Source organism: Mesorhizobium sp. M0074 (genome assembly GCF_040322975.1).
Classification (GTDB): Bacteria; Pseudomonadota; Alphaproteobacteria; order Rhizobiales; family Rhizobiaceae; genus Mesorhizobium.
The window spans coordinates 1-21,821 of the sequence record NZ_JAMYUM010000029.1; the positions used below are offsets into that span (position 1 = coordinate 1).

Below are 21,821 nucleotides of genomic sequence, written 5' to 3' on the forward strand. Positions count from 1 at the left end.
GCGAGATCACAATTGTCGACCGCGTTGGAATGATACAACTCACACATGGTGCCTACGGCGACGAGGAGCAAAGTCACTTCGGCCTCGCCTCCGCCTAACTGTTCGGAATCGGACAAGCCCTTGCAGGCTGCCGAATTGGTGCCATAAATCGTGTCGGTTTGGGTTTCAGGGAGGAACTCACATGACCAACACTTTTCACACGGTCACGGTTGAAAGAGCCGCCGAAGCCTATGTGCTCTCTAGAGGCAAGGCCCACTTCCTCTCCATCGCACAGGCAATCCGCGCCATCCGAACGCTCATGCCGGCATGCAGGGCTACCGACCGCGACCTGGAGGAGCTGTTGGCGGTGGCATCCTTCACTCACGGTGTGCCCGTCGCTTTCGATGCAAAAACAGCCGATGTCGTAGAGCCACGGCCCCATTCGTAGGCCATATATGCCTGCGCTCGCGCAGACGCCCACCCTGTCGGACGTTTGTCCATTATCCGATCGACAATGTCGGCAGGCCGTGCATTTCGATATCCGAGGTTAGCCACGCTTTAAGGGGAATATTTCCGCTTTGCGACCTCACGGATTGGGAACTTGGCGATCTCATTGCGCGAAGCGCGATCGACGCGGGATTTGCGATTGAATTCGACGCCGCGGGTGCCTAGGACGCCTGTCAAGACTCAATAGCGGAACAGCTGCTTTAGCCATGTGGCTCCCAATCACGGACGGTCAGGTTGCGGCCCCGATCAGGTCGTTCGGTGCATTGCCGCCAAATGTCCGCAGTTGGCGCGTCCCGCTGGTTCAAACATCCGTTCTCGAGAACGCCCTAAATGAGCGTCGAACGACTTGGTTGGGTGGAATGTTGCCATTCTTCTCGTCGATCGCAACGAGCAGGTAGCGCCAAAAGCCGAAAATAACTTCGCAGCTTTGGATTGCCCGTTCGCGGCAGCGAAACAGCTGTTCGCAGCGCCAAAGATCGCTCCGCGGGATTGCAGTTGACTGAGCTTGCCGGCCCTTGAAGAAAATGCATCACGATTCCGACACCTGGATGCCGAACCAACGCCGACCGACACAGGGCACCCTTGACCTGCAAGACGCAACTCGGCACACGAGGGACAACCTTGCCGCTGCGGAAAACAACTTGAAGAAACGCTTCGCTACCCATAGCATGTTATGCCCTGGTGAAATCTGATCAGGAGGTCGGTGGGATGGGTCGGGTTTTTAAGCCAGTGCAAAGTAGGGAGGATAACTATGGCTTCCGAAGTACAGGCAAACAATGGCGTTAACGTCGAGGCGCTGCTCGGCGCACGCGAAGCGCTTACCAACGCCCCGGAGGCCGCGCAGTTCAAGTGGCGCGCGGCCTGCGAATGGAAGGATGGCACCCACAGCCACTCGACGGTCGAGAGTTTCTACGGTCTCGGCCAGGACCAGCATCGCAAGACCACCTTCGCATTCGATGCCGACCATCCGGAGGTCTTTGCTTCCTTGGATCAGGGCGCCACGCCTGTCGAATACGTGCTGGTCGGGCTGGCGAGTTGCCTGACAGCCGGCATCGCCGCGGTTGCCCAGAACCGGAACATCCAGTTGAAGTCGGTGAAGGCGACCATCGAAGGCGACATGGATATTGCGGGCATACTCGGCATCGACAGCGACGTCCGCAACGGCTTCAGCGGGATCACGGTGAAGTACAACATCGACGCCGACGCCAAGCGCGAGGACATCGAGGCTCTCGTCGCTCAGTCACAGAAGCGGTCGGCTGTCTATGACATTGTAACCAATCCGACGAACGTCACGGTCGTGGTGAATTGAAAGGCGCTTCGAGCCGTAGACTCTCCTGATGAGAGGGCGCGATTAGTTCCGTCACCACAGTTATCGTCGGCGCAGGGCACGCGGGGCTCGCGATGAGCCGCTGCCTCGCGGAGCGCTCTATCGACCATGTGCTGCTGGAGCGCGGCGAGATCGCCCATACCTGGCGCACCGAGCGATGGGATTCGCTGCGGCTGCTCACCCCGAACTGGCAGAGCCGGCTGCCGGGCTTCCGCTATGATGGTGACGACCCCGACGGCTACCGGACGATGCCTGAAGTGATCGACTTCCTCGGGAACTATGCCAAGGCCATCGCGGCTCCAGTCAGAACACACACGACCGTTACCTCGGTTCGCAGCGACGGGGCGCGATATCTCGTGCGCACGAACCACGGCGAGTGGCGCTGCCGAACTGTCGTGCTGGCGTCGGGCGCGTGCAATATCGCACGCCTGCCCGATTTGGCCGTCCGCGTGCCGCCGTCGGTCGCCATGCTGACGGCACAGTCCTACCGCAATCCGGCTCAGGTCGCCGACGGCGGCGTGATGGTGGTGGGCGCCTCGTCGAGCGGCACCCAGATCGCACAGGAGCTGCAGCGTTCGGGGCGTCAAGTGACCCTGTCGGTAGGCGAGCACATCCGGGCGCCGCGCGTCTATCGCGGCAAGGACCTGGAGTGGTGGATGGACGCCGCCGGCGTGCTCGACGAGCGCTACGACGAGGTAGACGACATCAGGCGGGCGCGACGGGTTCCTTCGCTGCAGCTTGCCGGCACCCCCGATCGCACCACCCTCGACCTCAATGCGCTGGTCGACCTCGGCGTCAGGCTCGTTGGCCGTCTCGCTGGCATCACCGAAGACGGCAAGGCCCAGTTTGCGGGGTCGTTGCGCAACATGTGCGCGCTTTCCGATCTCAAGATGGCCCGGCTGCTCGACCTCATCGACGAATGGGCGCGCGCCAACGGCCTTGACGCTACGGTCGGGCCGCCGGATCGCCTGCCGCCGACCCGTGTCGAGGACAACCCGCCGCTCGGCCTCGACCTTACCGGAGGCGCGATCAGGACGATCATCTGGGCCACTGGCTACAGGCCGGACTACTCCTGGCTGGAGCTGCCGCTCCTCGACCGCAAGGGCCACCTCCGTCACGACGGCGGCGTTGCGGAACATCCGGGCATGTACCTGATAGGGATGCAGTTTCTGCGCCGCCGCAAGTCTGCGCTGATCGACGGCGCCGGCGACGACGCGCGTGATCTCAGCGACCATCTGGCATCTTACCTCAGGCAAAAATCAATCAACGTCTAAGGCCAAGGAAACAGGTCAGCTACCGTGACAACGCCGAAATTCCGTGACTGTGCAATCATATTCCCAAGTGCAACTTCGGCTTCCAGAAGGGGCGGAACAACTCAATCTTGGGACAGCGGTTCATCACAACTTTCAAGCCCGCTTCCTCCGCCAACAGGGCAGCAGTGTCGTCGCGCACCCCAATCTGACTCCACAGAACCTTGGCACCAATTGCGATGGCTTGCTGTGCAACTTCCAACAGATCCTCGGAGCGGCGAAAAACCTCGACCATATCCACAGGCCGGTCGATGGCCTCCAGTGACGCGTACACCTTGAGCCCTCGAATTTCATCCAGACCGGGAGTGGGATTGACCGGGATCATATCATAGCCGGTTTCGTGCAGAACCCTGAGTACGCCATAGGAAAACTTGGTCTTGTCGGGGCTGGCCCCCACCATCGCGATGGTTTTGACCGATTTCAGAATTGTTTGCAGATAAGCCTCCGAATAGGGCTCATCATGATTCATATGGGTCATTTCTTTGCTTCCAACGGGGTCGCAATATCGGCTTTCAATTCATGAGCGGCCAGCGGGTCAAGGAAGGGGTTGCGATAGAGCTTGTCGTGGCTCTCAACGCCGACCTCCAGCGTGCAGTCGCTCATAGGGCGGGCGACGCAGAGGATTATATAGCCATTGTTGATCTGGCGGTTGTTCAGCGCCCGCTGCGCTTTTTGATCGACTTTGCCGCTGATTATCTTGGCCGCACAGGTTATGCAGCCGCCATACTTGCACCCATACGGCAGATCCACGCCCTGCTCGCGCAAGCTTTGCAAGAGGGGCTTGCGGTGATCGACGTCAAAGGCCGCACCGCCTTGATTGGCGAGAATGATGGTGAAGCAGGTCATACCCAGATGTCACTCGTGCAATCACCCCCGGGATAACGGGTTTCGTGGCAGCGGCTTGGTCCATTTGGTTCCTTGCCAAAATCGACGACAAATCGCGGATCAATTTCCATGCCGCCGTTTTCCGTATCGCAATTGACCATCAGCATGCATCCGCCATTGGTGCGGATTTCCGGATAGAACTGATTGTCCCAGGTCGAGAAGAGCGAGGTCGTCACATAAAGGCGCTTGCCGTCGAGGCTGAGCTGTATCATCTGCGGCCCGCCGGTGACTTTCACGCCATTCACCTCGGGCGCACGTCCGAGAAGTCCGCCCATCCACACTTGTCCGGTAAGCTTGGCGTTGTGGGGGTCCGAGATATCATACTGACGAATGTCGCCATGCAACCAGTTGCACAGATAGAGGTATCGATCGTCCATGCTGAGCAGAATGACTGAGATAACGCCGGGTATTGGAATGGGCCATTCGGGATGCGGCTCATTTTCGACATCCACGATTTTTTCCCATTGCCAAGCACCCGCCGCATCCTTCCACCAGTGAATGATGTTTGCGGAAAGGGCCGCGCCAACAAAGCCGTGACTGCTGTCGGGATTATGATGGAATCGCACTTCCAGCGGGATCAAGCCATCTTCACCGAGATAGAATGTTTGCTTTGGTTCCTTCTTTTCAAAGTCCCAGAAGTGAATCTCCCGGCCATATTTCAGGTGGCCAACCTCTTCCAGGTCGAAACCAGGCATGAAAGTGTTAGGCGCGGCCCACTCCGAGCTGACCATTACGTTGTGTCGCGGCTGGTACCAGAAATCATAACCAAACTTGATCCTGCCCATGGAGTTTTCCCAACGGCCGACAATCTCGAACTCCTTACTGAGTTTCAAATAACCGCCTGGCGCGTTGCCTTGAGCGTCGCCAAGCATTGAAATGATGATCTCCGAACCAAGGCAATGCACTGTGTGCGGTGCCGACAGGTTGGTTCTGGCTTTGATTTCGGCGCCCTCTATCACCTTGAACAGTGTCGGATTGCGGGGATCGGTACCGCAATCAACAATATGGAGATTGGTCGAGCGCACACCGGGCACGATCATATAATTCCGCTCCATGCTCGCATCGCCATGGCACGACGAGCAGGCATTCCAGCCCATATGGTGAAGTTCATCGCCGATACCCGGCATCTGCAAACGTGAAATCACCTGGCTGTAGGTTGCACTCTGCGGGTCGGCATCAATGGTACACAGATAGTCCGGCTTCTGAATGCCTGTGCCGGTGTAAATAGCTATCGTGTAGAGCAACTTTTCGCGGGGTGCCCTCATGGCCTCGGCGGGAGAAGCATAGCCCGGTCCACAGCAATGTTCGGTCATGGGTACTTCCCTAATTTGAACAGATCACTGGCCAGCCCAGGGGGCTGAGACATTAGTGCATGCGTGGCGTTGGCGCTACCGCCGGGGTAAGCGTCGCCGGGTTGGGTGGCGGGAGACAGGACTGCGAGGCGGCTGGACTATAGGAAGCGGCATAAGATCAATTTGCGGTCGTTCCGAGTGATGGACACAAAGGTCTGCAATGGATCATTCCTTCGCCTCCAGCAGGATTCGGTACTCGGGCGGCGCCTTCAGCAAGGAGTCGATAGCGCCATAAATCGCCGCTTGCTGGCCCACGGCTGAACAGGCGAAGTCGGATCCAAACCGGAGATTCGCCAAGGGCAAGCCGAATGACCAACCTTGGCACCCGGGCTTGCGACTGTCGGCGTGCCCCTCAGGCGAACGCTCGCGATGTTCGCCGCCAATCGAGAAGACTCCATCAATCTGCATCACCTAACCAGGTGGATGGAAATTTCAGCGTCTTGCCCCAAAGTCTCCAGAAGTGTTCTGGCTGCCCGCAGGTCGGCTGTGTCGACGTCTTCCGCAAACCAGGAATGGACCGGTACGAGGACACCGAGCGCGTCAGAATGACGTCCTCGGTCAGCATACAGACGGGCAAGGCTTGTGGCGGCGCGAAGCTCCCACGACCTGGCCTTCTGGGCCTGCGCGATTTCGACCGCTCTGCGAAATTCATTCTCCGACTCTTCGATTTCCCCGCTTCGCAGGAGCAACTCGCCGCGCAGGCGATTAAGTTCAGCTTCGCAGAGTCTCTCGCCGCTTTCCCCCGCTGTGCGGAGTGCCCCTGACAGTACCTCCAACGCCTCTTTGAGCTCGCCGGCTGATGCGAGCGCTTCTGCGAAATGCCCGAAACGGGCCGTCTGAAGGATTCGCGGGTTGATCTTGTCCGTGCCGGCAATCCCGCTGCGCATGAGGTCGAGGCCGTCGCGTTGCCCCATACGTCGAAATAGAGCCAGACCGCGGTAGAAGCGTCCCCATGATATGTAAGACCGCAGGTCGTGCTCCACGCAGAAGTTGAGGGCCTCTTCCACGTCGGCGCCTCCCTCGGGTCGCCCTTCCGGGAAGAAGCTGTCAAACGGCTTGCAAAACTGACGCCCGATTGGAGTGCGCCCCTCGGACCGGACAGGGTCAAGCCGCAGTTTTGACCATCTGCCGGGCGTGTTGGTCCTCGAACGTTTGCGGGCTGAGATAGCCGAGCGCTGAGTGCAATCGGCGGGTGTTGTAAACCTCATCAATGAAGCGGGGAAGGTCCTCAGCGACGTCGGCGAAGGTTTCGTAGGCCATCGGATAGACGGCTTCGACCTTCATCGTCTTCATGAAGCTTCCCGCTTTCGCATTATCGTAGGGATTGCCGCGCCGGCCCATCGATCCAATAAGATCGTGCTCGGCGAGAACGTTGCGGTAGAGGAGTGCGGCATATTGCGACCCTCGGTCCGAGTGATGGACGCAGCCCGGCGGGGGTTTTCGTCGTTCGATTGCCGCCTTCAATGCTGCAACGGTCAAGCGCGCGTCGATCGACCGACCGATGGCGTAACCAAGACCTTGCGTGACCAGGCATCCAAAATGACCGCGACGTAGACGAAGCCCGCCGCAATCGTCACGTATGTTATGTCGCTCACCCAGAGCTGGTTCGGGCCGTCGGGTGTCACGTTCTTCGCCAGGTTCGGGAAGATCGGCAACTCGTGATCGCTCTCCGTAGTGGCGATGAAGCGCCGCCTGATCCTGGGCTGCAAATCGTGCTCGCGCATCAACCGTCTGACCTTTTTGTGGTTGACGAGGATGCCGCGCTGCCGCAGCGCCGCCTGCATGCGGCGATAGCCGTAAGCTTCGAAGCTGTCGGAGATCTCACCCATCGTCTCGACGAGCGCTGTGTCATCCACGGCGGTTTCGGGCTGATCGTAGTAGGTTGATCGCGCGATCCCCATCAGCCGGCATCCTTCAGCGATGGAGACACCGCCGGGCCGGTGATCACGGATGTAGTCCCGCTTCTCGGACGTGGTGCGCTTTTCAGAGCCCCCTTTAGAAACTCAATTTCCAAGGCTTGCCGGCCTACCAGCCGCTCCAGCGCTGCGATCCGCGCCTCATAGGTCTGCATCGTGTCGGCCGCCGCCACGTCTTCGTCGAAGGAGCCGGCCTCGTATTTCTGAACCCAGATGCGGATCAGGTTACGCGGCAGTTCGTGCCGCTTGGCGAGACCATGCAGCGTCTCGCCGGACAGGAACTCCTGCACTACCTGACGTTTGAACTCGATGCTGTGCGTGCGATAAGTCACCATGGGCTTCCATCCTTCGAAAGCCCGGCTTCCAAGTCAATTCTGCTTGTTCATCCTGTCCGGTCCGAGGGGCGCACTCCAGATCGCCGTCCAATTTTGACCCCCGTTATGTAATGCGCGGCGGTCAGCGTTCGCCCGGGCGGAGCTGGTTTGGGTTGCGCAGCCCGGGCGAGTGCGGATAGCGCTTGGCAGCTTGATGGGGTGATCAGGCGCGGTTCTTGAAGCGCCAGGACTCGTTTCCGGTCTCGATGATCTCGCAATGATGAGTGAGACGGTCGAGCAGCGCTGTCGTCATCTTGGCGTCGCCGAAGACGGCGGGCCATTCGCCGACCGCCAGATTGGTGGTGACGATGATCGAGGTCCGTTCATAGAGCCTGCTGATCAGGTGGAAGAGCAATTGCCCGCCGGCCTGGGCAAAGGGCAGATAGCCGAGTTCATCGAGCACGACGAAGTCGAGCCGGGTGAGGTAGTCGGCGATACGGCCCTGCTTGCCGCCGCGGTGCTCGGTCTCGAGCCGGTTGACGAGATTGACGTCGTTGAAGAAGCGGCCACGTGAGCCGTTGCGGATCAGGGCGCGGGCAATGGCGATTGCCAGATGCGACTTGCCGGTTCCGGTGCCGCCGATGAGCACGGCGTTGCGCTGGTTGGCGACGAAGGTGCCGTTGGCAAGATCCCGGACCAGCACTTCGTTGACCGGCGTGCCGTCGAAGTCGAACTCATCGATGTCCTTGGCGATCGGCAGCTTGCCGACAGTGAGCTGGTATTTGATGGAGCGGGCCTGCTTCTCGGCGATCTCGGCCGACAGCAGATCGCCGACGATCCTCGGCGGCTCGTGCTGGCGCTTGATGCCTGTCGCCATGACCTCGTCATAGGCGCCGCGCATCCCGTAGAGCTTCAGCGTCCCCATCAGTTCCAGAACCTGCGTGCGTTCCATCAGCTTGCCCTCCTGAGACTGTCGTAGCGGGCGCAGTCGGCTTGCGGCTCGTGTTGCAGGGGAAGAGCGTTCGGGGTGAGAATGGTAACGGCCGGCGCCGGATCGCGCCGCCGCGCCAGGATGTTGATGATGACGGCGGATGAGCAGACATTCTGATCGAGCGCTTCCTGGCAGGCAGCCTCCACGGCATCGATGCCGTCGATCAACACCGTGGCCAGGATCGATACCATCTGCCGATCGCCGTCATGCGCCGCCTTCAATCTGCGTCGGATATGCTCCATCGCCGAGGGCAGAACCCAGCAGATCACAGGTTCGAATCCTGTCGGGTGCGCCAAGGTTTTCAATCACTTACGTCCTTTTCACGGGCTGCCTTTGGTCCGTCCCACACTGCCTTGCCACACAAGCGGCTTTTGGCAAGTTGGAAACGTCAGGGGCGTGGCTCCGGCGAGCGGAGATCGGCACCTGCGGGAACGGGAACCAAAGAGGTGACGGTCGGTGCTATATCCGTTGAACACAGGGAAGACGACCATGACAACGCTGCTCGAACGACCGATATTGCCTTCGGCCGACGACGCCGAATTGGCTGCGCAGGCCAGCCGCCACCTTTCTAGAGCCAAACACGAGGGCGCTGAATTGCGCGTTCAAGTGGATGGAGGAGAGATGCTGCGCCTTCCTAAGGCAGTGAATGATCTTCTCTATCATTTACTGACCGAAATGGCGCAGGGTAACGCCGTTACCCTCTTCCCAATCCATGCCGAACTGACGACACAGGAAGCCGCTGACTATCTGAACGTGTCACGTCCTTATCTTGTTCGACTTCTCGAGGAGGGCAAGGTGAAGTTCCACATGGTAGGAACTCATCGTCGAGTTAAGTTCCGTGATTTAGATGCTTTCCGCAAGTCAACTGAGGAAGAGCGTCAGCGTGTAATGGACGAACTAGCTGCCCAATCGCAAGACTTGGGGATGGGCTATTAGGAAGGCAGTTACACCGTCATTCCTGACGCCTGCGCACTGTACCCAGCCCCGCTGCGAGACTTCCTCATGGAGTTCGCAGCGGGAGGGCTGTTCCGTGCGAAATGGACCGAGCGCATTCATGACGAATGGATTCGTAACGTCCTTAAGGACCGCAAGGACCTTAAGCCAGAGCAGTTGTTGCGGACGAAGCAGCTGATGAATCAGGCTGTACCTGACTGCTCGGTCGCCATCCACGCGGCTTGCGACGCCATCATCACTTAACACAGCGTCTCGCATGCCACGCCGTCGCCATCACGATCCAGCTTCCGGCCCCACGAGCAGTTGCTGAGATACCATTGGGCTTCGTCGCAGGAACTGATCTGCGAACAGGTTCGCCGCGACTCGCATGAAAAGCCGCTCTGCGCGATCAACTTGCGGCTGACGAGGCCAAGCGGCTGGCTGGGCGTCGCGCCATCGGCGTGCGCCGCACGCCATTCCCAGGGCGCCTGAAACGTTCCGACCCACAGACCGACCTTGGCCGCCTCTGCCTTTGCTTGCTGCTCCGCGTACGCGCCGTGGCTGTAGCGCGGCCAATCCAGCGCCTGGCCGTGCTTGACCATCAATGACGCGACACTGGAGCCGTCCGCCCGCCGGCAGTCGCCCACAAAGCGGACGTAGCGATCCCAAGTTACGAAGGTGCATTGAATCGGCCTCGAGACCGCCAAGAAGCTGTCGAGCGCTTCGGCGGCACGGCGCCCGCACGGATACTCAGAACCCTTCCCGTCGTTGCAGTACTGCCGGCTTTCTGGTGCATCGATGCCGTTAAACCGGATGCGCTGGCCGTGGATCTCGATCGTATCGCCATCCATGACAGACGCGACGCCGGCGATCGGCGCCGGCTTTGATCCGGTCCGGTTTGATACCTTGAGCTCGGGCACAGCGATCGCTATGTTGCATGACGAGCGGCGTCGCATAGGCCGCCATCGCGGCCAAGGTCACGAACACGAGCCGCTTCGGAACGCCAGCCAGTTGGCGCACGCGCCCCAGCTTACGACACTGGTCGGTTCGACCATTATAGCGAGACTTGCCCAACCCCTGTCTCCTCTTGAGGGGCAGAGTGCTTCTAATAGAGGGCCAAGTCCAGAGCCGACGGCGGTCGGGCCTCTTGGGCCGCGGCGCACCGCACTCACCCAGGAACGCGCCGGCCTCTCCGATCGTTAACTGCTTTTGATCGAGCCGCCGTCATGCCGTCCACCTCCATACGCAAAACGGAATACGACCCGGATAGCAAAACTCTCTCGGTATGGTTCGTCGCCAGTAGCAAACGGTACGAATTCGAGGATGTGCCACCGGACACTTACGCCGAATTCCGAGCCGCCTTCGCGAAGGGTCGCTACTTCAACGACCACATCCGCAACAACTTTCGCTTCCGTCTGGTTGGGAGCGATTAGCTGCCCGGGACGCCTGGTCTGTCGGCGGCCGAATTCCGTCCTTCGCCGCGCCAACCGGCGGTTGGTAGAGGCTTTGCCACTGTTGCTTCTAAAGTTGCCTTACGGTCCGCCCCGCACCGGGCAAGCCCGACCCCGCCCACCCCACCTGGTGCAAAGGCGCTTGATCGGTCCCGCCGCCCTGGCAAGTGCGGCGGGATTTTTTTGTGGTCAGTTGGAACACCGGCGCGCGGGGAAGGTTCGGTGCACGCAGCAAATCCTTCCCCTCACACAATATTGCTGCACGATCGGTAATGGCATCCGATCTGCCGGCGTCTCCTCCCTCCAGAGACGCGGGCTTTGAGCTTCGCGGAACCGAACGTTCAAAGGTTATTGAATCGGGTTGGTGTGGCGTGGAGTTTGTATGAACGGGGCGAGGCTCGCGTTAATCCGTCCGATGGAGCCCAAGCTGGTCGCAAAGCCACCCGAGGGTGAACACTGGATTCACGAGATCAAGCTCGATGGCTACCGAACCCAGATCGTCGTCAACAGCCCTGACGATATTCGCGCCTTCAGCAGCAGCGGAGCGGATTGGACGAGGAAATACACCGGCATCATCGAGGCGGCGCGGGATCTCGACGTCAAGAGCGCGATCTTTGAGGGCGAGGCGGTCGTCACGGGCGTGAATGGCCTGCCCGATTTCGACGTACTACAGAAAGCCGTCCACAGCGATCCCTACGCCACGAACCTCGGCGCCTTCGACATCATGCATCTTGACGGCCACGATCTGCGCGACGTTGGCTGCAAGGCGCGCCGGGAAATTCTATTTGGCATTATCAGGCCGAACAGCCGCGTCCAGTTCAGCGAGTCCATACCTGGCGATCCCAAGGCGCTGTTCTATCTCGCGGATCAGTCCGGCCTGGAGGGGATCGTCTCAAAGCGGGCCGACAGCAAATATCGCAGCGGCCCGACCAGCGACCGGCTGAAGACCAAGAGTTTCGTCGTCAACGAATATGAGCTGATGGGCGTCGAGCGTGAGCCGGGCAAGGCGGCATTCGCCTTGCTGGCGGCGAAGCCCGGTACCGGAAAATATGTCGGTTCGGCCTTCATCAGCATGGGGCGCGACATGAAGGAACGGGTCTGGAAGCGGGTCCATGAACATGCCGGACCACCTCCGGAGGGCGTCAAAAAGCGACCGGCAACGCAGTGGGTTGGGCCAGGCGTGAAGCTGCGGATCAAGCACCTTCGTGGCAAGCACAAGTGTATACGGCACGCTTCGCTGCTTGGCTTCGGCGACGATCCGGAGCGTCCCGGAAAATAATGACGAGCCGCTTCGCTGCGGGTCAATCAAGTAACCGATACAATCCGCTGATTGATTTAATTCGTTGTCACGACGAGGCCAAGCGTTGCCTTCGATATCGGCTCTCAGTCCAACACGGAAGCAAGCGAACCTCAAACGCAGTCTGTCTCACAACACTGCTCGGGCTACAGCCAAGTTCAATTCATCAGTCTCGTTGCAGAATTCGTTGTCAATAAGTCACTTGCGCCAGCAAGATAAATTGAGCCATTGCCGTTCATCTCGATCCGGTTGACCACAAAGATGCGAGGCTTACTGTCGGTCGACAATGCACCGCCACCTGTAAGAAAAAGCTTTTGTGACGGCAGATAGACTATACCGCCTAGATCTGTATCGCCACCGCCAATGAGCGTGGAGGTTCTCTCCACGCCTTGGGGTTTTTGAGCTAGCGCGATCCCCATCCACGGGCCGCTGGTCGGCGCCGTCAGGCGTAGCTTGGCGCCGGCCTGCATTGTGATGGTGGCCTGATCGTCGAGTAGAACGATGGTGGTACCTTCAGCTGCATCGAGAACCGCGCCGGAGGAGAGCGAAAGCCCTCCCGTCCTGATAACATACGTTCCCGCGGCAAGATTGACCACCGCTCCGACCGATAGAGTGAGCCCTCCACAAAAAGTGCCGGGAACGAGATTTGCGGTGGCGTTTTTGATCACCAGGTTATTGTAGGTGCAGACATTGTCTGTTGGCCAGACCAGTCGGGAGATAATGGGATCTGCCAGCTCTTTCTGATTGAAAAGCGGTTGAGGGTTGAAGCCGGCAGACGGCCCGGAGGGGCCGACGACTGACGTCACCAATGTCCTGATGGACGATGCGCCATTCGTGGCTAGCGCAGTCCCCGATCTTGAATTCACCTGCGCAACGCATTTCTGGCCATTTATCGACGAAGACCCCGAATTCGACCACGCGTTCGAGGCGGACCGATCCAACACGAGAAGACAGACTGGGTATCGCGGATAGGCAATCGCGGTTGCGCTTCGGCTAATATCAAGTTTATCGACGCCAAGGATTGCCGAGAAGGCCAATTCCTGCGGTTGGTGCAATACAACCGTCACGATTGTGGGATTGGTTGATCCAACCATCTGGTGGGCGTCACCACTATAGGGACTTCGCGTGGCCACAAAGGTGGGGCTGGCGAAACTATCAACGTTCTCCTGACGCTGCTCCGACGTCATATCGCTGCTGTTCGCGCTTGCCACGGCCAACTGAAGGGCCGTGGAGTCGGCTCCCTCCTGCAACTGTTGGGCAGTTCGGCTCACGCGCGCAAAGTCTATCGCCACTCCGACGCCCAAAAGCACGACTGGCAAGACCAACGCAAACACCACGGCGAGGTTGCCGCGTTCTGAACGCCAAAATCGTTCGGTCACACGCATGGAAGCCCCCTTCATTTAGCTGGGACTAACCTAGAGGCAGCATATGGAGGGTCCGTTTCGCGAGCCGGTAAAGTTGTCTCGATCCCACAATCAGCTTGCGGGGAGCAGCTGAATCAGCGTCTCAAATTCACCACGATGACGCCGCCGAGCGCCAGTGCGCCGCCGTCTGGCGCCGGTCTGGCGATCGTCAAGGCCGGCCCGCACGCATCATCGCGCGGGCGCGATGGCGAGCTGCGCTTCGACCTTGGCATTTTCCTTGCGTCATGTTGTCGGTTGCGATCAGGCGACGGAGCGACCGCATCACCTCGCCGTGCCGCCAACCGGCTTCCATGGATGCAGGTCAATTCACGATTTACTGAAACGCGCTGTTTCCGCCCGGGTGGAGCTAGCCTGTCAGTTTAGTGAAGTCGTGGCGCCGCGCGCGAACATGTGCCAGCAAATTCGTTTCGTTTACGACCCCTGATTGAAAGAGATTCAGCGTGGTCGAGGCCAGAATCTGACCGTCTATCGGGGTGCTGTACCATTTGGCGTCGGCGGTTACCTGGTCGACAACCCGCTGGCAGATCGCCCGATCTTTAGGTCTAAGGAACTGACTTTTCAGTGCTCGTAGCATCTCTATGCCTTTATAGGGGAGTCACTTATCTCCCACGCGACACCCATGCGTTGGTCTCCGGAGAATGGATACTAAACGCATCCAGACAGAAAATTGCCATTCGTTTGAGCGGTACCGATGCGGGGTATTGGCATCGGTGACGTGGTTGCGGCGGTACGGAGGCGGGTCACCAACGACAGCATCAGCGATACACGCACTTCCTTAGCGGGCGGCCCAGCAGCTTGGGTTAGGGGGGCCGCTGGGCCTGACCAGCGAGCGTTCGGGAATGCTCGACTGGCTGGTTAGTATATTAGATAAATCTAATATAATCGAACCATGCGAACGAAGTACGCGGCGGTAAGAAAGTGGCTGGCACGATTCACTTACCGCGCGCTTTTGCCTTGGGTTCTGGCGAGCTTTCGGACGGGTTTGCAGCCAATTTTGCAGATCGCCGATCTGTTACCCACAGGGACGTTTTCCTCGCCACCAAATCGTCACGATCGCCCTCAGCGGTCGCTCGGCTATGCATCACAGCTATGGCGTAGTCGGCTCTGTTGGTTCGATAGTCTTCTTTTTGGATAGTCATCGTTTGCTCCCAGTTTCATAGCCCCTCTTTTGCCCTGGCGGGGAGATTAACTGCCGGTGCATTACGCGAGTCAATCGATTAAACGACCACTCCGCAGTCGCGAGGGCGGGAAGCAAGCCGACAATTTCAACGTTGGAACGGCTTACAGAGTGCCGGCAACACAGCCGCCCTTTCGTCGGGCTGCGTTGATCGCGTCCATGTTGCCCTTCAGCTCGCCGATCGTGGCTTCACGTGCCTTGATGTCTGTGTTGTCCATCATGCTGCCAACCGGCAAGCCAAGCCAAAACACGCCATCCACGTCATGGCGGGCCGTCCTGTGTTGTACGGCCATTATCGGCACCAGGTCGGAACTCGTTCGGTAAAGTTCGGCTTCCAACTGGCTGCAGGACTTGCCCGCGTATACGCTGGACGAAACCAGCGTGGGCTTGATGTCGGCTGGGCGAGTAGCGCAGCCCGACAAAACGCTGATGGCTACAAACGCACATAACTTGATTTTCATGCTTCGCCAAAATGCGCGCGGCGAGCAGGCGCTGAGGGCAGGACGAAGTCTATGTGCCTTGACGGCATGCGGAATATATTCCTATTCTGCGGGATGCCGCACCCTCGCCGCCATGGACGATTTCCGAGTATCATCTTGCCAAGATCGAGCGGCAGGCTTGGCTTTTGACGGTAGAACTGCGTGATGCACAGTTGGCGCTAAAGCCATTTCATGAGCATATGGGACGTGATCGACCGGCTGCACGGGGATATAAAGCGGGCGATCAATCTGCTGAACGGCCGACCGGCGAATTATGAGGAGCCGCACGCGGCGCCGATGTCGAAGGGGTAGCGCATTGCTGCTCGGGTTGCCTAGTGCCGCGTCAGCTCGAAGACCCGATACCAGAAGTCGTAATCGTCTTTGCGGCCGTCAGCACGCGCGGAGAGAGCGCACCAGGCCGCCGCCAGCGCGATTTATTGTGATCAGTGGTCGGCTGGGCGTAGTTGTGATCCGTTAAGGCGGGTTCGTCTCGTTTCGCCATTGCTGTTTCTCCCAAAACACAGGGGGTGGCGAGGATCTGCGTGCTGGTCTCTCCGCCGTGCCGATCTGGATGCAGGAGTTCCTCCGCGAAATCCTGAGGGCGGACCCGCACGAGGCGAAGCCATGAGTACCGATGCTTACCGCCAGATCATCGCGGCACCCCGCGCCGTTCACACTGTGGACCGACCCATCATACCATCCAAACCAGGAAACTACGAAGCACGGGCGCCAAAATGGGGAACTCATGTAACTCGCGCATTGGAATTCCTCTTCGCTGTGTTCACCCGACAACTAAGGTCGCGTTCCCGCAGTCGGCTCCATGCCGTGCCGCGTTCCCTGCCCTATTCGGCATGACCTCCATTTTTTATCGCACCAACAAACCGAGGGGCATTCAACCTGACGCGACTACTGTGTAATCTCGCTTCATTCGCGGCAATCAGGCTTCAAAGTAGAGGCATATTGCTGCAACGCTAAGCGCAAAGCGCAGCTGGAGAACCGCGATGAACCAACAGGCGAACCTGGCAGATAATCTCAAAACTCTATGCGAACAGCACGGCACTGTATCGGAAGCATGCCGAAAGTTGGGCATCAATCGTCAGCAATTCAACAAGTATCTCGCCGGAACTCACGCACCGTCGCAGAAGAACCTCCGCTTGATCGCGAATTTCTTTGGGTTGAGCGTCGATGTCATGACCTACAACCCGTATGACTTCCAATCACTTGTCGAGGGAAATCACTTCCACCTGTTCAAACGGATTCAGAAATCGCCAAAGATGATGATGTTCATCACGGAAATCCTGTCGGCGAACGCGACAGACGCGGCCGATTTCCTTGGGGCCTACGAACGCTACCACTACTCCTCGATCTACAAAGGTCAGATACTAAGGTCGATATTTTACCTCTATTCGAAAGATGGGATATTGATGCATAGTTACGTTGAGCGTTTTCCAAACCTCGATGGCTCCAATAAGATTGACTATATTTTCAAATACCACGGATTCAGTTTCTATATTTCCAATCGCCTGTTCTCGATCGATTTCGAGACCATCCAACGCAACGAGATGACATTCAGCAATCTCGCCTCGATCGACAGGAACTCAAAGAAGTTCATGTTCGGGGTAACCAGCGGAATCGCGGCGAGCATGGTGCGACAGCCGGTTGCGCAAAAGGTGGCCATGCATTTTGTAGGAGACCGCAAGGCTCGCAAGAGCGACCTGCGCCGCGCCACGGTCCTTTCACCAAGCGAGGCTTCGATACCGAAGGAAGTGATCACCTATCTTACCTCCGGAACGTCGACAATCGACTCCATTTGAGACTGACTGACCGCCACCGCTCAAGCGAAGTGCGTCAGAGTGCTCAAGCGTCCAACCGCCTGCGAAATTGCGCAGAACGCTGCTTGCGAATTAAGTCAGCTGCCGTCGATGCGTGCCAGCCGCGAGTGTCTACGATGATGGTGGGTGCAGATGGTATGCACTATCGCAGACGTGCCGGAGGCTCATATGTCGAGTACCGTCAATTCCTATATGATGCCGTTCTCGAACATAGCGCATCTGTCTCTAACGGACAAATTCCGGGCGACGCAACTTGCCGGCTTCGAGGAGCTGTCGCTCATGCCGCGTTATGTCGAGAGACTGATCGAGGGCGGCAAACCGGCATCCGACATCGTCGCGGAAGCCGCGGATCATGGTGTGCGAATCACCCGGCTCGATCCGTTGAACACCTGGCCGCGGGTCTGGCGCCCGGACAATATGGACGAAGCTTACATCGCCACAGTCAACACGCCACCGGACCAATTCTTCCGCCTGACCGACGCGCTCGGCTGCACCCATGCGAGCCTGAATGCCACTTTTCCGTTGAATGCAATGTCGACAGACGAGATCACGGAGCACTATGCGGCGATCTGCGGCCTCGCGGCAGTGCATGGGCTAAAGTGTGATCTCGAATTCATCCCGCTGTGGGGCGTTCCAACGCTGGAAATGGCATGGAATGTCGTCCGTGATTCCGGCGCGTCGAATGGCGGGCTGGTGTTCGACGTATGGCATTTCGTGCGCGGAGGTTCGGATGTTGAGCTCCTCAAGACGATCCCCGGCGACATGATCCATTGCGTGCAGGTCAATGATGGCCCTCTGGCGCTGCCGAAGGGGGTGACGATCAAAGACAATTGCTACGACCGCCAGTTTCCGGGGGACGGTGAATTCCCGAATGCTGAAATCCTGCGAATCCTAGCGGAAACAGGCGGCCTCAACCAGGTCGGACCCGAGGTGTTTTCGCCTACGCTCACGTTGATGAGCGTCGAGGCCGTGGCGCGCAAGTCCGCAGAATCGACGCGAAACGTGCTTCTGGCCGCAGGTCTGGCGGTCTGAGATCGAGGAGAGGCTCGACGGGTTCGACCCGACACCACGCCCCACTCACTGACCCGGACGAGGCATTTCGTCGAAACGGCATAACGACGTCAATCAGGCTCCAATCGGGCATTCCTTAATAGCGACACAAGCGATGGCGACGAAAACTCGGCCATCTGGAAGGAGGATTTGTGACAATTCAAATTTGCGTTGTAGGCCTGGGCAAGATCGCACAAGATCAGCATCTGCCGGTAGCTGCCAAGAACGCGGACTTCAACCTCGCAGCGGTAGTAAGTTCGCGCGGCTCTTACGGAAATGTGAGAACCTTCAAGACTTTTTCGGAACTCGTGGCAAGCGGGATCAAACTTGATGCGGTCACGCTGTGTATGCCTCCGAAACCGCGCTTCGATTTCGCGCACAGAGCAATCGACGCCGGGTTTCACCTGCTTCTCGAGAGGCCGCCGACATCCACAATCGGCGAACTGGAGGCACTGCTGGCCCATGCTGCCGCCCACAAACGCATTGTCTTCACAGCATGGCATTCGCAACACAACGCGGCGGTCGACGAGGCAAAACGCCTACTTGCTGGCTTGACCGTCCGCCGTCTGCATGTGTCGTGGAAGGAGGACGTCCGCTACTGGCACCCGGGTCAAGAATGGATCTGGGAGCCAGGCGGGTTCGGCGTGTTCGATCCTGGCATTAACGCATTCTCCATCATCTCGAAAATCATGCCGGTTCCGATCCTTGTAGCCGATGCCCGCCTGATGATCCCGTCGAACAAGGCAACACCCATTGCCGCCTCCATTCGCTTCAAGTCGCCCATTGGGATTGACGCCGATTTGACCGCCGAACTCGACTGGCAACAAACCGGTGAACCATCCTGGGACATAGACGTCGAAACGAACGAAGGCACGACTCTTCAGCTGAGCAATGGCGGGACGCAACTCCGTGTCAATGGCGAGGTTACTCTCGCCGGTTCATCGTCCCAGGAATACGAAGGCATCTATGCCCATTTCGCCGAGCTGTTGAAGTCCGGGAAATCGGATGTAGATTCAACGCCGCTACAACTGGTCTCGGACTGCTTTATGCTGGGGCGACGGGTCGATGCGGACCCGTTTGTCTGAAGGCGACACTTGCTCGGGTGCGCCCAAATCCAAGGCACCTGACTGACTGCTTCCGCGATTGGATCGTGGAGCAGTCGCTTTGTGGACAATCTGTGTCAAATCGGAGGGGGCACTCGTCGCCGCTCAGTTCTTCTGCGCGCCCATGTGCACACACAAATGCGCCCCGCAACCGGACAGTCCGGACTACGGAGCGCACTTCGCCTTGGGAGGCAACCGAACCCGATTAGGATTGGGGGGCGGATAGGATCGGGGTGGCGGATAACTAGCGGCGGACCTACTGGCTAGATTGTGTTGGGTTCCACAGCCGCATTCCTGCATTTGCCTCATAGGCCTTGCCCGATGGATAGCTGATAAGTTCCATTTGAAGGCCCCAAGGCGCTTCGAAATAGACCCACGACTCGCCCGCGCCGGGACCGTGTTTTTCGAACTCCGGTTTGTCGTAGACTTTAACCCCATGGCTGCGGAGATGTTCGCTGGCTGCGTTGATATCATCGACGTAAAAGCACAGATGATAGCCGCCAATGTCGCTATTTCGGGGGAATACTGTCTTCTGACCAGGAGCCTCGAAATCGAAAAGTTCAATGTTGCTCCCATTGCCACTGCGCATGAAGACGACCTCCTTCATGTGTGCGCGAGGGTGGATATTCATTTTGTCTTGCATGAAATTCCCGGTGTCGTCCTTCAACGACCCGCCGGAGTAGATGAATTCGCATCCGATGATGTCGCGAAAGAAGGCGATCGCCTCTTGCATGTTTGGCACCACCAAACCGGCGTGATCGATCCCTGCCAGCCCAGGGAGGCCTTTCGTCTGATTGTTCATGTCTGTCTCCTTTTTTGAATCCGAAAGATCAAGTTTTTCTGCGCGGATCGTCCATCGAATAGCGGCGGAAAGGCGCAGAACCGGCGCGTCATCTCGGCGAGCGCAAAATGAAATCCGCCCCCCGCTCCCCGATCATTATTGTCGGAGCATTTGTGTTGCCTGACACCACGGACGGCATCGCTGAAGCGTCGATGACGCGAAGGCCGTCGAGGCCGCGGACGCGCAGTTCCGGATCCAGGACGGCGAGCTCGTCGGTCCCCATTCTGCAGGTACCGCTGGGATGCAAGGACGACTGAGCGTACCGCCGTATGTACTGCTCGTAGTCGGCTTTCGTCGCGAGCTTGCCCGGCATATGCTCACGTTCGATGTATTTCGAGAGCGCCTTCTGGGACATGATCTCTTGGCCGTGTTGGACAGCCTCGACCAGGCAACCGAGATCGGAAGGCTCGGAAAGATAGTTGGGCACAATATGCGGAGACTGCGCGGGGTCGGTACTTCGTAGACCCAACCATCCTCTGGATTTCGGTCGAATGTGGGTCGCATTCAAGGTGCATCCGAACCCGCCAGGTACCGGGGCACCGGATTCTATGCCACTGCCGCACAGGAAAATGTACTGAATATCCGGCCGATCAGTGGATTGGCTCGAACTCCAGAATGCTCCCGAATCCATGACGTTCGACGTAACCGGCCCGCGTCGGAAAAGCAGATACTCCAGGCCTGCCCAAGACTGCCACAGAAGGCTTTTGTAGCGATCGTAGCTGTAGGGTCCCGACAGCTGATACGTCATATAGATGTCGACATGATCACAGAGATTTTGCCCGACACCAGGCAAATCGTGCACCACTTCCACACCGCAGGATTGCAAATGCGCCGCGGGACCAACGCCGGAAAGCATCAGCAGATGGGGTGAGTTGATCGCTCCTGCGGATATGATGACTTCGCGATCGGCATAGATTGTCGACTTCCGTTGTCCGTCGGCTATCTCTACCCCTACGGCTAGCCCCCGTTTGAAAACAATGCGCAAGACGCGACAATCTGTTCGCACCTTCAGATTTGATCGCCTCTGCGCTGGCTTCAGAAAAGCTACGGCTGCACTCGACCGCCGGGCATTGCGAATTGTCAGCTGATAGAAACCACATCCAGCTTGCTCCCCGGAGTTGAAATCCGAATTGAAGGCAAGGCCAGCCTCCTGACAGGCTTTCAGCCATGAACGGCTCAGTGGATGGACATAGCAGGGATCCGAGACGCCCAGCGGGCCGCCCTCACCATGAGCTTCGTTGGACAAGCGGTCGTTGTCCTCGGAGCGTTTGAAAAACGGCAAGACCTCCTTGTAGGACCAACCCTTGGCTCCTTGCTCCACCCAGCGTTCGTAGTCGTCCGGCGCGCCTCGAATGTAGAGCATGGCATTGACGGAGCTGCCTCCGCCAAGAACCCTGGGCTGGACCATTGTTTGAGCGTCGAGATGCTTGTCCGCCTCGCTGCGGACCTGCTCAAAGCGCTGCAGCAAATTGCCCTGTGCGGTCTTGTAGTAGGTGACCGGCATATGGATGTAGGGGCTGCTGTCTCGGGGGCCTTGTTCGATCAAGAGCACCGAAACATCGGGATTCTCGCTGAGCCTGGAAGCCACCACGCAACCAGCAGACCCTCCTCCAACCACGATGAAATCGACCATACTCCCTCCAAACTGTAGGA

The 21,821-nt window shown here is 58.5% G+C and carries 25 protein-coding genes and 1 pseudogene; 10 read left to right on the top strand and 16 right to left on the bottom strand.

What is annotated here, in order from left to right:
• The first annotated feature begins 181 nt into the window (after positions 1 to 181).
• The 3 genes from NKJ73_RS29575 to NKJ73_RS29585 all read left to right on the top strand — a co-directional run bounded on the left by NKJ73_RS29575 (position 182) and on the right by NKJ73_RS29585 (position 3,087).
• Positions 182 to 427: a hypothetical protein gene (locus NKJ73_RS29575; protein WP_352572012.1), complete on the top strand. Its 246-nt coding sequence runs from the start codon at positions 182 to 184 to the stop codon at positions 425 to 427.
• 810 nt (positions 428 to 1,237) lie between these two features.
• Complete coding sequence (locus tag NKJ73_RS29580; RefSeq protein ID WP_292664767.1) at positions 1,238 to 1,795, top strand: OsmC family protein; 558 nt, start codon at positions 1,238 to 1,240, stop codon at positions 1,793 to 1,795.
• A gap of 62 nt (positions 1,796 to 1,857) precedes the next feature.
• Positions 1,858 to 3,087: an NAD(P)-binding domain-containing protein gene (locus tag NKJ73_RS29585; RefSeq protein ID WP_352456150.1), complete on the top strand. Its 1,230-nt coding sequence runs from the start codon at positions 1,858 to 1,860 to the stop codon at positions 3,085 to 3,087.
• 55 nt (positions 3,088 to 3,142) lie between these two features.
• Here the strand turns inward: NKJ73_RS29585 and NKJ73_RS29590 are convergent, their stop codons facing one another.
• From NKJ73_RS29590 to NKJ73_RS29635, 10 genes and pseudogenes are all read right to left on the bottom strand, one after another.
• The gene (locus NKJ73_RS29590) at positions 3,143 to 3,592 is read right to left on the bottom strand and encodes a CoA-binding protein (RefSeq protein WP_502903589.1); all 450 of its coding nucleotides are present in this window, start codon (positions 3,590 to 3,592) and stop codon (positions 3,143 to 3,145) included.
• Positions 3,593 to 3,597: 5 nt separating this feature from the next.
• Positions 3,598 to 3,969 carry a 2Fe-2S iron-sulfur cluster-binding protein gene (locus NKJ73_RS29595; RefSeq protein ID WP_352449195.1) on the bottom strand — a complete coding sequence of 124 codons (372 nt, stop codon included), beginning with the start codon at positions 3,967 to 3,969 and terminating at the stop codon, positions 3,598 to 3,600.
• Entirely contained in the window at positions 3,966 to 5,321 is a 1,356-nt protein-coding gene (locus NKJ73_RS29600; RefSeq protein ID WP_352456109.1) for a selenium-binding family protein, read from the bottom strand. Before NKJ73_RS29600 ends, NKJ73_RS29595 begins: the two co-directional genes overlap by 4 nt.
• Positions 5,322 to 5,525: 204 nt before the next feature.
• Positions 5,526 to 5,768, bottom strand: coding sequence for a hypothetical protein (locus tag NKJ73_RS29605; RefSeq protein ID WP_352572013.1), 243 nt, complete (start codon positions 5,766 to 5,768; stop codon positions 5,526 to 5,528).
• Complete coding sequence (locus NKJ73_RS29610; RefSeq protein WP_352456111.1) at positions 5,768 to 6,367, bottom strand: tetratricopeptide repeat protein; 600 nt, start codon at positions 6,365 to 6,367, stop codon at positions 5,768 to 5,770. The genes NKJ73_RS29605 and NKJ73_RS29610 overlap by 1 nt, the downstream gene beginning before the upstream one ends.
• Positions 6,368 to 6,464: 97 nt before the next feature.
• Positions 6,465 to 6,839 (bottom strand): integrase core domain-containing protein, encoded by a 375-nt coding sequence (locus tag NKJ73_RS29615; RefSeq protein WP_352572014.1) that lies wholly within the window; start codon positions 6,837 to 6,839, stop codon positions 6,465 to 6,467.
• Positions 6,836 to 7,261, bottom strand: a complete 426-nt coding sequence (locus tag NKJ73_RS29620; protein WP_352572015.1) for an IS3 family transposase — start codon at positions 7,259 to 7,261, stop codon at positions 6,836 to 6,838. Before NKJ73_RS29620 ends, NKJ73_RS29615 begins: the two co-directional genes overlap by 4 nt.
• The gene (locus NKJ73_RS29625) at positions 7,261 to 7,611 is read right to left on the bottom strand and encodes a transposase (protein WP_023680086.1); all 351 of its coding nucleotides are present in this window, start codon (positions 7,609 to 7,611) and stop codon (positions 7,261 to 7,263) included. Before NKJ73_RS29625 ends, NKJ73_RS29620 begins: the two co-directional genes overlap by 1 nt.
• A gap of 202 nt (positions 7,612 to 7,813) precedes the next feature.
• Positions 7,814 to 8,542 carry an IS21-like element helper ATPase IstB gene (gene istB, locus NKJ73_RS29630; protein ID WP_352456112.1) on the bottom strand — a complete coding sequence of 243 codons (729 nt, stop codon included), beginning with the start codon at positions 8,540 to 8,542 and terminating at the stop codon, positions 7,814 to 7,816.
• A pseudogene (locus tag NKJ73_RS29635) lies at positions 8,542 to 8,841 on the bottom strand (IS21 family transposase); the annotation flags it as partial. The gene istB and the pseudogene NKJ73_RS29635, both read right to left, overlap by 1 nt.
• 229 nt (positions 8,842 to 9,070) lie before the next feature.
• Here NKJ73_RS29635 and NKJ73_RS29640 point away from each other — a divergent pair.
• Positions 9,071 to 9,517: a helix-turn-helix domain-containing protein gene (locus tag NKJ73_RS29640; protein WP_352572016.1), complete on the top strand. Its 447-nt coding sequence runs from the start codon at positions 9,071 to 9,073 to the stop codon at positions 9,515 to 9,517.
• A gap of 66 nt (positions 9,518 to 9,583) precedes the next feature.
• A complete protein-coding gene (locus NKJ73_RS29645; RefSeq protein WP_352572017.1) occupies positions 9,584 to 9,778 on the top strand; it encodes a hypothetical protein in 195 nt (64 codons plus the stop codon).
• Here the strand turns inward: NKJ73_RS29645 and NKJ73_RS29650 are convergent.
• The gene (locus NKJ73_RS29650) at positions 9,775 to 10,434 is read right to left on the bottom strand and encodes a thermonuclease family protein (RefSeq protein ID WP_352572018.1); all 660 of its coding nucleotides are present in this window, start codon (positions 10,432 to 10,434) and stop codon (positions 9,775 to 9,777) included. The two genes, NKJ73_RS29645 and NKJ73_RS29650, sit on opposite strands and share 4 nt — an antisense overlap.
• 306 nt (positions 10,435 to 10,740) lie before the next feature.
• Here NKJ73_RS29650 and NKJ73_RS29655 point away from each other — a divergent pair, with 306 nt between their 5' ends.
• Both NKJ73_RS29655 and NKJ73_RS29660 read left to right on the top strand, forming a co-directional pair.
• Complete coding sequence (locus NKJ73_RS29655; RefSeq protein ID WP_352572019.1) at positions 10,741 to 10,947, top strand: KTSC domain-containing protein; 207 nt, start codon at positions 10,741 to 10,743, stop codon at positions 10,945 to 10,947.
• Positions 10,948 to 11,347: 400 nt separating this feature from the next.
• Positions 11,348 to 12,244, top strand: a complete 897-nt coding sequence (locus tag NKJ73_RS29660) for an ATP-dependent DNA ligase (RefSeq protein WP_352572020.1) — start codon at positions 11,348 to 11,350, stop codon at positions 12,242 to 12,244.
• 176 nt (positions 12,245 to 12,420) lie between these two features.
• On the opposite strand, the gene NKJ73_RS29665 is transcribed toward NKJ73_RS29660, so the two are convergent.
• The 3 genes from NKJ73_RS29665 to NKJ73_RS34355 all read right to left on the bottom strand — a co-directional run bounded on the left by NKJ73_RS29665 (position 12,421) and on the right by NKJ73_RS34355 (position 15,776).
• Positions 12,421 to 13,647: a pilus assembly protein TadG-related protein gene (locus tag NKJ73_RS29665; protein WP_352572021.1), complete on the bottom strand. Its 1,227-nt coding sequence runs from the start codon at positions 13,645 to 13,647 to the stop codon at positions 12,421 to 12,423.
• Between the two features lie 1,320 nt (positions 13,648 to 14,967).
• Complete coding sequence (locus NKJ73_RS29670) at positions 14,968 to 15,324, bottom strand: hypothetical protein (RefSeq protein ID WP_352572022.1); 357 nt, start codon at positions 15,322 to 15,324, stop codon at positions 14,968 to 14,970.
• Positions 15,325 to 15,674: 350 nt separating this feature from the next.
• On the bottom strand, positions 15,675 to 15,776 hold the full coding sequence (locus NKJ73_RS34355; RefSeq protein WP_502905406.1) for a Y4oE-related protein: 102 nt from the start codon (positions 15,774 to 15,776) through the stop codon (positions 15,675 to 15,677).
• 567 nt (positions 15,777 to 16,343) lie between these two features.
• Between NKJ73_RS34355 and NKJ73_RS29675 the strand changes: the two genes are divergently transcribed.
• The 3 genes from NKJ73_RS29675 (at position 16,344) to NKJ73_RS29685 (ending at position 19,309) form a co-directional block, all read left to right on the top strand.
• Positions 16,344 to 17,156 carry a helix-turn-helix domain-containing protein gene (locus NKJ73_RS29675; protein ID WP_352572023.1) on the top strand — a complete coding sequence of 271 codons (813 nt, stop codon included), beginning with the start codon at positions 16,344 to 16,346 and terminating at the stop codon, positions 17,154 to 17,156.
• A 186-nt stretch (positions 17,157 to 17,342) separates the two neighbouring features.
• Positions 17,343 to 18,206 carry a sugar phosphate isomerase/epimerase family protein gene (locus NKJ73_RS29680; RefSeq protein WP_352572024.1) on the top strand — a complete coding sequence of 288 codons (864 nt, stop codon included), beginning with the start codon at positions 17,343 to 17,345 and terminating at the stop codon, positions 18,204 to 18,206.
• 170 nt (positions 18,207 to 18,376) lie between these two features.
• A complete protein-coding gene (locus NKJ73_RS29685) occupies positions 18,377 to 19,309 on the top strand; it encodes a Gfo/Idh/MocA family protein (RefSeq protein ID WP_352572025.1) in 933 nt (310 codons plus the stop codon).
• Positions 19,310 to 19,583: 274 nt separating this feature from the next.
• Here the strand turns inward: NKJ73_RS29685 and NKJ73_RS29690 are convergent, their stop codons facing one another.
• On the bottom strand, positions 19,584 to 20,129 hold the full coding sequence (locus NKJ73_RS29690) for a VOC family protein (RefSeq protein ID WP_352572026.1): 546 nt from the start codon (positions 20,127 to 20,129) through the stop codon (positions 19,584 to 19,586).
• A gap of 88 nt (positions 20,130 to 20,217) precedes the next feature.
• Positions 20,218 to 21,801 (bottom strand): GMC family oxidoreductase, encoded by a 1,584-nt coding sequence (locus NKJ73_RS29695; RefSeq protein ID WP_352572027.1) that lies wholly within the window; start codon positions 21,799 to 21,801, stop codon positions 20,218 to 20,220.
• Positions 21,802 to 21,821: the final 20 nt, after the last annotated feature.

Excerpts from the sequence above, each read along its gene's own strand:
- NKJ73_RS29575 (WP_352572012.1), top strand. The coding sequence starts at position 182 with ATGACCAACACTTTTCACACGGTCACGGTTGAAAGAGCCGCCGAAGCC.
- NKJ73_RS29580 (WP_292664767.1), top strand. The coding sequence starts at position 1,238 with ATGGCTTCCGAAGTACAGGCAAACAATGGCGTTAACGTCGAGGCGCTG.
- NKJ73_RS29590 (WP_502903589.1), bottom strand. The coding sequence starts at position 3,592 with ATGAATCATGATGAGCCCTATTCGGAGGCTTATCTGCAAACAATTCTG.
- NKJ73_RS29595 (WP_352449195.1), bottom strand. The coding sequence starts at position 3,969 with ATGACCTGCTTCACCATCATTCTCGCCAATCAAGGCGGTGCGGCCTTT.
- NKJ73_RS29600 (WP_352456109.1), bottom strand. The coding sequence starts at position 5,321 with ATGACCGAACATTGCTGTGGACCGGGCTATGCTTCTCCCGCCGAGGCC.
- NKJ73_RS29605 (WP_352572013.1), bottom strand. The coding sequence starts at position 5,768 with ATGCAGATTGATGGAGTCTTCTCGATTGGCGGCGAACATCGCGAGCGT.
- NKJ73_RS29620 (WP_352572015.1), bottom strand. The coding sequence starts at position 7,261 with ATGGGGATCGCGCGATCAACCTACTACGATCAGCCCGAAACCGCCGTG.
- NKJ73_RS29625 (WP_023680086.1), bottom strand. The coding sequence starts at position 7,611 with ATGGTGACTTATCGCACGCACAGCATCGAGTTCAAACGTCAGGTAGTG.
- istB (WP_352456112.1), bottom strand. The coding sequence starts at position 8,542 with ATGGAACGCACGCAGGTTCTGGAACTGATGGGGACGCTGAAGCTCTAC.
- NKJ73_RS29640 (WP_352572016.1), top strand. The coding sequence starts at position 9,071 with ATGACAACGCTGCTCGAACGACCGATATTGCCTTCGGCCGACGACGCC.
- NKJ73_RS29645 (WP_352572017.1), top strand. The coding sequence starts at position 9,584 with ATGGAGTTCGCAGCGGGAGGGCTGTTCCGTGCGAAATGGACCGAGCGC.
- NKJ73_RS29655 (WP_352572019.1), top strand. The coding sequence starts at position 10,741 with ATGCCGTCCACCTCCATACGCAAAACGGAATACGACCCGGATAGCAAA.
- NKJ73_RS29660 (WP_352572020.1), top strand. The coding sequence starts at position 11,348 with ATGAACGGGGCGAGGCTCGCGTTAATCCGTCCGATGGAGCCCAAGCTG.
- NKJ73_RS29665 (WP_352572021.1), bottom strand. The coding sequence starts at position 13,647 with ATGCGTGTGACCGAACGATTTTGGCGTTCAGAACGCGGCAACCTCGCC.
- NKJ73_RS29670 (WP_352572022.1), bottom strand. The coding sequence starts at position 15,324 with ATGAAAATCAAGTTATGTGCGTTTGTAGCCATCAGCGTTTTGTCGGGC.
- NKJ73_RS29675 (WP_352572023.1), top strand. The coding sequence starts at position 16,344 with ATGAACCAACAGGCGAACCTGGCAGATAATCTCAAAACTCTATGCGAA.
- NKJ73_RS29680 (WP_352572024.1), top strand. The coding sequence starts at position 17,343 with ATGTCGAGTACCGTCAATTCCTATATGATGCCGTTCTCGAACATAGCG.
- NKJ73_RS29690 (WP_352572026.1), bottom strand. The coding sequence starts at position 20,129 with ATGAACAATCAGACGAAAGGCCTCCCTGGGCTGGCAGGGATCGATCAC.
- NKJ73_RS29695 (WP_352572027.1), bottom strand. The coding sequence starts at position 21,801 with ATGGTCGATTTCATCGTGGTTGGAGGAGGGTCTGCTGGTTGCGTGGTG.